Below are 11,010 nucleotides of genomic sequence, written 5' to 3' on the forward strand. Positions count from 1 at the left end.
CTCAGCCGACCCCGAACCCGCTGCCGAAGCCGCCGCTGCCGCCCCACCACAGCCCGAGCGCGAACGCGACGGCCACCATGAGCTCGAGCCGACCGACGTCGCGCAGCACGCCGATGAGCGCAGGACCGGCGACGCCGTGCCGGACGAGCCGGGCGAGCGCGAGCGCGACCGGTAGGGACGTCAGCACGAGCAGCGGCGCGAGCGCCATCGGCAGACCCGGCGTGCCGAGCCCGGCCAGCGCCGCGACCGCGGCCGCGGGGTAGGGCAGGAGCACCATCGCGCCGAACACGCGGCGCGAGCGGTCCTCGCCGAGGCGCACCGCGAGCGTGCGCTTGCCCACGACCGCATCCTCCGCGCGGTCGCGCAGGTTGTTGGCCATGAGCAGCGCGCACGCGAGCGACCCGACCGCCACGGCCGCGCACCAGGTGCCGACCGTCACGGTGCCGGCCTGGGCGTACGTGGTGCCCGCCGTCGCGACGAGCCCGAAGAACACGAACACCATGACCTCGCCGAGGCCCAGGTAGCCGTACGGTCGCCGGCCCCCGGTGTAGCCCCACGCGGCCACGAGGCACGCCGCGCCGACGGCGAGCAGCCACCACCGCCCCGTCCACGCGCACAGCGCCACCCCGAGCAGGGCCGCCACGGCGCCGGTGAGCAGCGCCGCGCGCTTGACCTGCCCGGCCGTCGCGGCGCCCGAGCCGACGAGCCGCATCGGCCCGGTGCGCACGTCGTCGGTGCCGCGCACGCCGTCGGAGTAGTCGTTGGCGAAGTTGACGGCGACCTGCAGCGCGAGCGCGAGCAGCGCGCACAGCACCGCGGCGACGCCGTCGAACCCGCCGACGCCCGCCGCGGCCCCGGTCCCCGCGAGGACCGGCGCGATCGCCGCCGGCAGCGTCTTCGGTCGCGCGCCCTCGACCCAGTCCTTGGCCGTGGCCATCCGCGTCCCCTCTCGTCAGGCGGGGTCGGCGAGCTCGGCCGCCAGGCCCCGGCGGTCGATCTTGCCCGGTCCGCGCAGGGGGAGCGAATCGCGCACCAGGACGCGGCGCGGCACCCAGCCCGGCGGCAGCGACGAGCGCACGACGGCGCGCACCGCCTCCGCGAGGTCCCTGCGGTCTCCGGGGGTCGGGGTCGTCGGGACCACCACGGCGACGACCGCCTGTCCCCACTCCGGGTCGGGCACGCCGACGACGGCGACCTCGGCCACGCCGTCGAGCCCGGCCACGACGGCCTCGACCTGCGCGGGGTCCACGTTGACGCCGCCCGAGACGAGCACGTCGTCGAGCCGGCCCAGCACGCACAGGCGACCGTCCGCGAGGAGGCCGCGGTCCGCCGTCGCGAACGTGCCGTCGAACGGCTCGAGGACGCCTCCGGCGACGTAGCCGAGGGCGACCTGGGGCGCGTCGATCAGCACGCGCTGGTCGGCGCCGAGTCGCACGTCGACGTCGCGCAGGGGCTCGCCGTCGTACACGCACCCGCCCGCGGTCTCGGTCATGCCGTACGTGGTGACGGCGCGGACGCCCGCCGCGTGCGCGGCGTCGAGCAGGGGCGGTGGCGTGGCCGCGCCGCCGACGAGGACGGTGTCGAACGTGGCGAGCGCCTCGGTGGCGGCCGGGTCGGCGAGCACCCGGCGCAGCTGGGTGGGCACGAGGGAGACGTAGCGGCGCCCGCCCGGCGCCACCGCCGCGAGCCGCCGGACCCCCGCGACGAGACCCTCGGGGCGGAACGGGCCGTCGGCGTGGACGACCGGTGTCCCGGCCAGGTGGGCGCGGACCCGCACCATGAGGCCCGCGACGTGCGTGTCCGGCACCGTGAGCAGCCACGCCCCGGCGCCGCCGAGGCGTTCGTGCGTCGCGTTCGCGGAGGCGCGCAGGTTCGCCGTCGTGAGCGCCACGACCCGGGGAACGCCCGACGTCGAGCCCGACGTGGGCACGAGCGCGGCGGCCCCGAGGGCGCGGGCGAGGCCACGGGCACCGGTGCCGGGCGCGGCCACCTCCGCGTCCCCGAGCACGAGCGGACGGTCCCCGTCCAGCGCGGCCGTGAGCTCGCCGTCGGACAGGCCGTCCGCCCGGTGCGCCGAACCGGGCGCGGAGAACGAAGGCACGCGGCCAGCCTAGGAGGCGCGGCGCGAGCGCCGTGGCACAGTGGGCGCCGTGCGAGTGAGACTTCCGATCAGCGCCCTCGCCGCCGTGGGCGCGCTTCTGCTGGCCGCGTGCAGCGGCCCCGCGGAACAGGTGCGGCCGACCGACCCCGCGACCACCGTGCCGCCGGTCGTCGTGGTCGACAAGGCTGCGGCGCCCGCGCCCGTGATCCCGCCCACGTGGCCGCTCACCGGTGTCGAGGGCGGCCAGGAGGTGCGGCCGGCGATCTCGGTGAAGATCGAGAACTCCCGCCAGGCGCGCCCCCAGATCGGGCTCGAGCAGGCGGACGTCGTCTGGGAGCAGATGGTCGAGGGGGGCGAGACGCGGTTCAACGCGGTGTTCCACTCCACGATCCCGACGACCGTCGGCCCGATCCGCTCGGTGCGTCCGATGGACGCCGCGATCGCCGGGCCGCTCGGCGGGATGATCGTGTTCTCCGGCGGGCAGGGCGGCTTCGTCCAGGAGATGCGCGACGCCGGGCTGCAGGTGCTGAGCAACGACGAGGGCGCGGACGGGATGTACCGCGCGAGCGACCGCCGCGCGCCGCACAACGTCTACGGCACGATGGCCGACTTCTACGCGGCCGACGACGGCCAGCGCACCGCCCCGCCGCCACAGCAGTTCGTGTTCGCGCCCACCGCGGCCGAGTCCTCCGCCGAGGTCGCCGGCGCCCCCGCCAGCCACGTGGACGCGACCTTCCCGGCCGCGAAGCCGAGCTGGGACTGGGACGCCGGAACCGGGAAGTGGGTGCGCAACGAGATCGGCGACGCCGCGATCTCGGCCGACGGCGTCCGGCTCTCGGCGACGAACGTCGTGATCATGCGGGTCGACGTGCGCGACACCGGCACGGTCGACCCGGCCGGCGCCCCGGTGCCCGAGACGGTGCTCGAGGGGACCGGTGAGGTCTGGGTCCTCGGCGGCGGCAAGGCGGTCAAGGGCACGTGGTCCAAGGGCGGGACGAAGGACCCCGTGGTCCTCACCGCGGAGGACGGCACGCCGATCCTGCTGGCCCCGGGCAACAGCTGGGTGGAGCTCGTGCCGAACGCCGGCGGGAACGTCACGATCAGCTGAGCCCGGCGCTGCGCAGGACGGCGCGGTGGCCTGGTGGTGCCCCGGTGGGGGCTCCGCGGGCCTCAGTAGTAGTGCGGGAAGCCCGACCAGTCCGGGTCGCGCCGCTCGAGGAACGCGTCGCGGCCCTCGGCGGCCTCGTCCGTCATGTACGCCAGCCGCGTGGCCTCGCCCGCGAAGACCTGCTGCCCGGCCAGGCCGTCGTCGGCGAGGTTGAACGCGTACTTGAGCATCCGGATCGCCTGCGGTGACTTGGTCGCGATCGTCGCGGCGTACTCCAGCGCCACGTCCTCCAGGCGGGCGTGGTCCACGGCCTCGTTGATCGCGCCCCACCGCTCGGCGTCCTCGGCGCTGTAGCGCCGCGCGAGGAAGAAGATCTCCCGCGCGCGCTTCTGGCCCACCTGCCGCGCCAGGAGCGCCGAGCCGTAGCCCGCGTCGAACGACCCGACGTTCGCGTCGGTCTGCATGAACGCGGCGTGCTCGCGGCTCGCGATCGCGAGGTCCGCGACGACGAACAGCGAGTGCCCGCCGCCGGCGGCCCACCCGTTCACGACGGCGAGCACCACCTTGGGCATCGTGCGCATCAGTCGCTGCACCTCGAGGATGTGCAGGCGCCCGGCCCGGGCGGGGTCGACCGACTCCCGCGTCTCGCCCACGGGCGCTCCGCCGTCGTCCGTCACGGCGTAGCGGTAGCCGTCTCGGCCGCGCACGCGCTGGTCCCCGCCCGAGCAGAAGGCGTAGCCGCCGTCCTTCGGCGACGGGCCGTTGCCGGTGAGGATGACGGTGCCCACGTCGGAGGTCATCCGGGCGTGGTCGAGGACGCGGTACAGCTCGTCGACGGTGTGCGGGCGGAACGCGTTGCGCACCTCGGGGCGGTCGAACGCGATCCGCACGACGGGCAGGTCGCGCACCGTCCCGCCCGAGCGGTCCACGCCCCGGTGGTAGGTGACGTCCGTGAGGTCGAACCCCTCGACGACGCGCCAGCGGCTCGGGTCGAAGGTGTCGGAGACGCGGGTCGGCAGCTGGTCGGTCACGCGGCCAACCTACCCAGCGCCGCACCCGGCCCGGTCGCGCTCGGGTCGGCGCGGTTGCGCAGCGTGCCGCCGATGCCGTCGAATGGAGGGATGGACAACCCCCGACATCACCCGCCCAGGTCGACCTCGGCGGCGGCCCGCTGATGGACGCCGAGACCTGGGCCAACATCGGGCTCGTCCTGATCTTCATCCTCGTCGGCGGGATCTTCGCCGGCACCGAGATCGCGCTCGTCTCGCTGCGCGAGAGCCAGATCGAGCAGCTCGCGCGGAAGGGACGCCGCGGGCAGCGCGTCGCCGCCGTCGCCGAGGACCCCAACCGCTTCCTCGCCGCGGTGCAGATCGGCGTGACCGTCGCGGGCTTCTTCTCCGCCGCGTACGGCGCCTCGACGATCGCGCCGGACCTCGCGCCGGGGCTGGAGGCGCTCGGGCTGAGCGCGGGGGCCGCGAGCACCACCGCGCTCATCCTGTGCACGCTCGTCATCGCCTACCTCTCGCTCGTGCTCGGCGAGCTCGTGCCCAAGCGCCTCGCGCTGCAGCGCTCCTCCCAGCTGGCGCTCGCCGTCGGGCCTCCGCTGGACTCGTTCGCGACCCTGATGCGGCCGGTGATCTGGCTGCTGTCGGTCTCGACGAACGCGCTCGTGAGGCTGCTCGGCGGCGACCCGAGCCGGTCGGGGGAGGAGATGAGCGAGGAGGAGCTGCGCTCGATCGTCACGGCCCACGAGGGGCTGCCCGACGTCGAGCGCGCCATCCTGCGCGACGTCTTCGAGGCGTCGGAGCGTTCGCTCACGGAGGTGATGCGCCCGCGGCACGAGGTCGTCTTCCTCGACGCCGACCTCACGATCGCGCAGGCGGTCACGGTCGTGGCGCAGGAGCCGTTCTCGCGCTACCCCGTCCGCGATGGCGGGGTCGACGACATCCTCGGCTTCGTGCACGTGCGCGACCTCTTCCTCGCGGCCGTCGACGCGGCGTCGCCCGCGCTCGAGGCGGTCCGCACGAGCGGCGACGACGACGCGGGAGCGGTCCTCGTCGCGGACGTCGCGGGCGAGCCCGCCCGCACGGTGCGCGACCTCACCCGCGAGATCGTCGTGCTGCCCGGCACGAACGCGCTCCTGCCGGCGATCTCGGTGCTGCGCCGGCGGCGCATCCACATCGCCGTCGTCATCGACGAGTACGGCGGCACCGACGGGATCGTGACGCTCGAGGACCTCGTCGAGGAGCTCGTCGGGGAGATCGACGACGAGCACGACCGCTCCCGTGTCGAGCCGGCGAACGCCGCCGGCGGCCCGGTGACGGTGCGCGGCGGGCTGACCATCGAGGACGTCGAGGACCGCACCGGCGTCGTGCTGCCGGACGGGCCGTACGAGACGGTCGGCGGCCTGGTCATGGACCGCCTCGACCGGGTGGCCGTGGTCGGGGACGTCGTGCGCGTCGCCGATCCCGACGGCGTCGAGCACGACCTCGAGGTGACCGCCGTCGACGGGCACCGGATCGAGGAGGTCCGGCTGCTTGCCGTCGAGGACGGCAGCGAGATGCCCGAGCCCGAGCCCGAGCCCGCGCCCGCGCCCGCCGCAGCGGCGTCCGCCTCCGGGGCCCGGCCCCCCGCGACCTCGACCCCCGCCTCGCCGGCGGCCGACGGCGAGGCGGCGGGCTCGCCGTCGGGCACGGCGTCCTAAGGTGGCCGGGTGCCCCGGGACGTGCTGGTCTACGCGACGGCGCTGACGTCGCGCTTCCGCGGCCTCGACGTGCGCGACGGCGTGCTGCTGCGCGGCGCGGTGGGCTGGGGGGAGTTCTCCCCGTTCTGGGACTACGACGACCGCACGAGCCGGCCCTGGCTCGCCGCGGCCCTCGAGGCCGCCGACCGCGGCTGGCCCGAGCCCGTGCGCGAGCGCGTCCCCGTGAACGTGACCGTGCCTGCGGTCGACCCGGAGCGCGCCCACGCGATCGTGCTCGCCTCGGGCGGGTGCACGACGGCGAAGGTCAAGGTCGCCGAGCGCGGCCAGACCCTGCGCGAGGAGGAGGCCCGGCTCGAGGCGGTGCGCGACGCGCTCGGCCCGCACGGCGCCATCCGGGTCGACGCGAACGCGGGCTGGGACCGCGAGGAGGCCGTGACGGCGCTCGCGCGCCTGGACCGCGCGGCTGGCGGGCTGGAGTACGCGGAGCAGCCGTGCGCCGACGTCGAGGACCTCGCCTGGGTGCGGCGGCGGCAGTCGGTGCCGGTCGCGGCCGACGAGTCGATCCGGCGCGCCGAGGACCCGATGGCGGTGCGGCGCGCGGAGGCGGCGGACGTCGTGGTGCTCAAGGTGCAGCCGCTCGGCGGCGTGCGGGCGGGCCTCGACCTCGCCGAGGCCGTGGGGCTGCCGGTGGTGGTGTCCTCGGCGCTGGAGTCCAGCGTCGGCATCGCGGCGGGGCTGGCGCTCGCGGGTGCGCTGCCCGAGCTGCCGTACGCGTGCGGGCTCGCGACCGTGCACCTGTTCGCGCGCGACGTGTCGGCGCACCCGCTGCTGCCCGTGGACGGCGCGCTGCCGGTGCCGCGACCCGGCGAGGTCGCGCCGCGCCCGGGCGCGAGCCTCGGGGCCGACGGCGAGACCCGCGCGCGCTGGGAGGCGCGCCTCGCGGCGGTGGGCGGGTGAGCCACGCCGAGGACCGCCCGGTGGCGCAGGCCCTGGCCGAGACGGTGGTCGCGGCACTCGTGGCCGGCGGCGTCCGCGACGTCGTTCTCGCGCCGGGCTCGCGCAGCGCTCCGATGGCCTACGCGCTGCTCGCGGCGGAGGAGGCCGGCGCGCTGCGGCTGCACGTCGTGGTCGACGAGCGCAGCGCCGGGTTCCAGGCGCTCGGGCTCGCGGTCGCGACGCGGCGCCCGGTCCCCGTGGTCGTGACCTCCGGCTCGGCGGTGGCCAACCTGCACCCCGCGCTCGTCGAGGCGGGCCACCAGCGTGTGCCGCTCGTCGTCGTCTCGTGCGACCGCCCGGCCGCGCTCGTCCGGCAGGCCGCGAGCCAGACCACCGAGCACGTCGGGATGTTCGGCGACGCCGGTGGTGCCGCAGGCGGCGTCTCGCGCCCCCGCGCCGTGGTCGAGGTGAGCGACCCGGGCGAGGCGGGGCCCGCCGTCGGGCGCGTGCTGGAACGCGCCCTCGGCCCGCTGCCCGGTCCGGTGCACCTCAACGTCCCCTTCGCCGACCCCCTGGTCCCGAGGGCTTCCGTCGCCGAGACGTTCTCGGCGCATCGCGGGGACGGCACTGCGCACGAGCGCCCGACGGCGAGCGCCGCCTCGGTCTCGGCGCTCGCCCCGGTCGTCGCCGCGCCGGGCACGGTGGTGGTCGCGGGCGACGGCGCCGGCCCGCAGGCCCGCGAGCTCGCGGCCGCGCTCGACGCACCGCTGCTCGCGGAGCCCTCGTCCGGCGCGCGGGGGCCGCTCGGCGGTGTGCCGCGTGCCGCCGGCTGGCCGGGGAATGACGCCGCGCGCCCGCTCCCGGCGACCCCCGTCCTGCTCGACGTGCTGGGCGCCCAGGTGCGCCACGCCGTCGTGCTCGGCCGGCCGACGCTGTCGCGGCAGGTGACGCGGCTGCTTGCCCGCGAGGACGTCGCGGTCACGATCGTCGATCCCCCCAGCCGCGCGTGGTTCGACGTGCCAGACGCCATGCACGTCACGCCCGGCGGCGAGGCGCCGCAGGCCGGCGGACGAGCTCCCCTCGGGGAGGGGGGCGACCGCGCGTGGGGAGAGCGGTGGGTGGCGGCCGGGCTCGCCGTCGACGCCGCGCTCGACGCGGAGGTCGCGGCCGCGCTGGCCGGCGGACCGCTCGAGGGCTGGGTCGTGGCGCGGCTGGTGTCGGACGCGGTGCGCGCCGATGACGGCGTGCTGGTCGCCGGTGCGTCCATGGCGATCCGTGAGCTCGACCTCGCGGGCGTGGCGGGCGCCCGCGTCGTGGCGAGCCGTGGGGTGGCGGGCATCGACGGGACGGTGAGCACCGCCGTCGGGCACGCGCTCGCCGGCACGCGGCCCGAGACCACCGGGCCGGTCCGCGTGCTGCTCGGCGACCTCACGCTGCAGCACGACCTCGGCGGCCTGGCGCGCGGGCGCCTCGAGCGGCCGATCGACCTGCAGGTCGTGGTGCTCGCCGACGACGGCGGGTCGATCTTCGCGACGCTCGAGCACGGCCGCCCGGAGCACGCCGCGGCGCACGAGCGCGTCTTCGCGACGCCGCAGGCGCTCGACGTCGGCGCGTACGCCCACGCGGTCGGCGCCGCGTACACCGAGGTCACGACGGCGCACCAGCTCCTCACCGTGCTCGGCTCGCCAGTGCGCGGGGTCGGGATCGTCGAGGTGCGGCTCTCGCGGGTGGGGGCCGCCGCCCGGCGGGCCGGGCTGCTCGAGCGGCTGCGGTCCGCCGCGGGCACCGCCGCGGGCACCGCCGCGGGCACGGCCGCGGGCTGACGCCCGCCGGCCTGCGCCCCGTGCTTCTGCGCGAGGGCGCCCGCCGAGGGAACGTCCGGCCTCCGAACCCCTCCAGAGATCTCACAGGTTTGCTCCAGGGACGCACCAGGTCCGTTCGCTTCACTGTCTCCATCACGAACGGCGCACGGACGATACGGAGAGCCCGATGAGCGAGCAGAACACCCCGCAGCCACCCAGCTACCCGCCGGCGGCGCGCCCCGGCGAGCAGGCGCCGGGTCAGGCGCCGGGCGTGGGCGAGCACACCGTTCCGGTGCGCCTGTCGGCCGGCCGCACCGTGCCGGGTGTCGCGAACGTCGCCGGGTCCTACCCCGCGGCGCCCACCGCTGAGACGCCGTCGACCCCCGCCGCTGCGGCCACCCACCCCGCGCAGACCGCCCCCGCCGCCCCCGCCGCCGCCTCGGCGGCGCCGGCCCAGCAGGGCGCCGCGTTCTGGCAGCCGGGCGTGTCCGTGGCCGAGCCGGGGTACACCGAGTCCACGGCGTCCGCCGCCTTCCCCGGCGCCGCCGGGGCGCCTGGCGCCGCAAGCGGCGCGCCCGCCGTCGCCACCGCCACCTCGGGAGCCGTCACCCCGAAGCCGCGCCGCTCCTGGCCGGCCGTCGCCGCGGCGGCCATGCTGGCCGCGGTCCTCGCCTCGGGCGGGACGGCACTGGCCACCGGCGCGTTCGACCAGAGCGCCGCGCCGAGCGCGTACTCCGACCTCGGCACCACCACGCAGGTGGCCGCGTCCACCACCACCGACGTCGACTGGCAGTCCCTCGCCTCGCAGGTGCGCGACTCCGTCGTCGCCATCACGGTCGTGATGAGCGGCGGCACCGCGGCCGGGTCCGGGGTCGTGATCGACGCCGGGAACGGGTACGTCGTGACCAACAACCACGTCGTCTCGGGCGCCACGTCGGGCGGCATCACCGTGACGCTGGCCGACGGCCGGATCTTCGACGCCACGATCGTGGGCACCGACCCGACGACGGACATCGCCGTCGTCAAGCTGACCGATCCGCCCAGCGACCTCAAGGCCGCACAGTGGGGCGACTCCTCGCAGGTGCTCGTGGGCGAGGACGTGATGGCGGTGGGCAACCCGCTCGGCCTCGCCAGCACCGTGACCACCGGCATCGTCTCCGCCGTCGACCGGCCCGTCTCCACCACGGGCGAGGAGAGCAGCGCCTCGAGCGCGCCCGTGGTGACGAACGCGATCCAGATCGACGCCGCGATCAACCCGGGCAACTCGGGTGGCCCGCTGTTCAACACGAGCGGCGAGGTGATCGGCATCAACTCCTCGATCGCCACGACGTCGAGCGAGTCGGGCTCGATCGGACTCGGCTTCGCGATTCCCGCCAACCAGGCGAAGGACGTCGCCGAGCAGCTCATCTCCTCCGGGACCGCGGAGCACGCCTACCTCGGCGTGACGCTCTCCGACGCGACCGCGACGGCGGACGGCACCACTCGCGCCGGCGCCAAGATCGAGTCGGTCTCCAGCGGGACGCCCGCCGCCGAGGCCGGGCTCAAGGCCGGCGACGTGGTGGTCGGCATCAACTCCAAGGCCGTCAGCGGCGCCGAGTCGCTGACCGGGTTCGTCCGGCAGTTCTCTGCCGGCGACGAGGTCACCCTCACCGTGGTGCGCAACGGCGAGGCGATCGACGTCAACGTCTCTCTCGCCGTCCGCCCCGAGACCGACACGGCGTCGGGCTCGACGGGCTCGGGCTCGACCGACCAGGGTCAGTCCGACCAGGGTCAGTCGGGTCAGATCCCCGGGCTGCCGGGCTTCGGCGGGGGAGGCAACGGCTGACACACAGCTCGCGGGGCGGCGGAGGTCAGGCCGCCCGCCCCGCGCTCCGGACGGGTGGAGGTCAGGCCCCCGTCCGGACGGATCAGCGGAGGTCAGGCCGCTGGTCCCACCGGGGGTGGTGAAGCCCCTGAGAACGAGCCCGGGTGCCGCGGCGGATCCCTCCCCAGCCGCGCACCCGGGCTCGTCGGCGCTCGCCGTTCACCCCCGGGACGCCGGCCCGTCGCGGACGGGTCACCGGGCCGTCGTCGGCGCCCGGTGCAATCGCGGACAGAGCCCGCGCCGGGGAGCGCGAGCACGCACCACGCACCCGGGAGTCCGCTCGCATGCCCACGTCTCGCCGTCGCCCGCTGATCGCCGCCCTCGGGGCGGTGCTCGCCGTCGGGGCGCTCGCCGCGCCGTCGTCCGCGTTGCCCGTCCCTGCCGACGCGCCCACGGTGGTGCTCAACGAGATCGTGCACGACGACGTGCTCGGCACCGGTCAGCCCGACGCCGTGGAGCTGCTCAACGTCGGCACCGCGACCGTCGACGTGTCCG

The 11,010-nt window shown here is 76.5% G+C and carries 9 protein-coding genes; 6 read left to right on the forward strand and 3 right to left on the reverse strand.

Annotated elements, in window-relative coordinates; translation table 11 throughout:
• Position 1 precedes the first annotated feature (1 nt).
• Both FH969_RS02430 and FH969_RS02435 read right to left on the reverse strand, forming a co-directional pair.
• Positions 2 to 937, reverse strand: coding sequence for a 1,4-dihydroxy-2-naphthoate polyprenyltransferase (locus tag FH969_RS02430; RefSeq protein WP_139985852.1), 936 nt, complete (start codon positions 935 to 937; stop codon positions 2 to 4).
• A gap of 15 nt (positions 938 to 952) precedes the next feature.
• Positions 953 to 2,101, reverse strand: a complete 1,149-nt coding sequence (locus FH969_RS02435; RefSeq protein ID WP_139985854.1) for an AMP-binding enzyme — start codon at positions 2,099 to 2,101, stop codon at positions 953 to 955.
• Between the two features lie 55 nt (positions 2,102 to 2,156).
• Between FH969_RS02435 and FH969_RS02440 the strand changes: the two genes are divergently transcribed.
• Entirely contained in the window at positions 2,157 to 3,209 is a 1,053-nt protein-coding gene (locus tag FH969_RS02440) for a DUF3048 domain-containing protein (protein WP_246071654.1), read from the forward strand.
• Positions 3,210 to 3,271: 62 nt separating this feature from the next.
• Here the strand turns inward: FH969_RS02440 and FH969_RS02445 are convergent, their stop codons facing one another.
• Positions 3,272 to 4,240, reverse strand: a complete 969-nt coding sequence (locus FH969_RS02445) for a 1,4-dihydroxy-2-naphthoyl-CoA synthase (RefSeq protein ID WP_139985856.1) — start codon at positions 4,238 to 4,240, stop codon at positions 3,272 to 3,274.
• A gap of 143 nt (positions 4,241 to 4,383) precedes the next feature.
• On the opposite strand from FH969_RS02445, the gene FH969_RS02450 reads away from it, so the two are divergent.
• From FH969_RS02450 to FH969_RS02470, 5 genes are all read left to right on the forward strand, one after another.
• Entirely contained in the window at positions 4,384 to 5,913 is a 1,530-nt protein-coding gene (locus tag FH969_RS02450) for a hemolysin family protein (protein WP_108719127.1), read from the forward strand.
• A gap of 9 nt (positions 5,914 to 5,922) precedes the next feature.
• Positions 5,923 to 6,870 (forward strand): o-succinylbenzoate synthase, encoded by a 948-nt coding sequence (locus FH969_RS02455; protein ID WP_139985857.1) that lies wholly within the window; start codon positions 5,923 to 5,925, stop codon positions 6,868 to 6,870.
• On the forward strand, positions 6,867 to 8,672 hold the full coding sequence (gene menD / locus FH969_RS02460) for a 2-succinyl-5-enolpyruvyl-6-hydroxy-3-cyclohexene-1-carboxylic-acid synthase (RefSeq protein ID WP_218975238.1): 1,806 nt from the start codon (positions 6,867 to 6,869) through the stop codon (positions 8,670 to 8,672). Before FH969_RS02455 ends, menD begins: the two co-directional genes overlap by 4 nt.
• A gap of 166 nt (positions 8,673 to 8,838) precedes the next feature.
• On the forward strand, positions 8,839 to 10,476 hold the full coding sequence (locus FH969_RS02465) for a S1C family serine protease (protein WP_139985859.1): 1,638 nt from the start codon (positions 8,839 to 8,841) through the stop codon (positions 10,474 to 10,476).
• A 323-nt stretch (positions 10,477 to 10,799) separates the two neighbouring features.
• Positions 10,800 to 11,010, forward strand: a 211-nt coding sequence (locus tag FH969_RS02470) for a hypothetical protein (protein ID WP_425462443.1), incomplete at its 3' end; no start/stop codon positions are given.

This window comes from Miniimonas arenae (assembly GCF_006351005.1).
Taxonomy (GTDB): Bacteria; Actinomycetota; Actinomycetes; order Actinomycetales; family Beutenbergiaceae; genus Miniimonas; species Miniimonas arenae.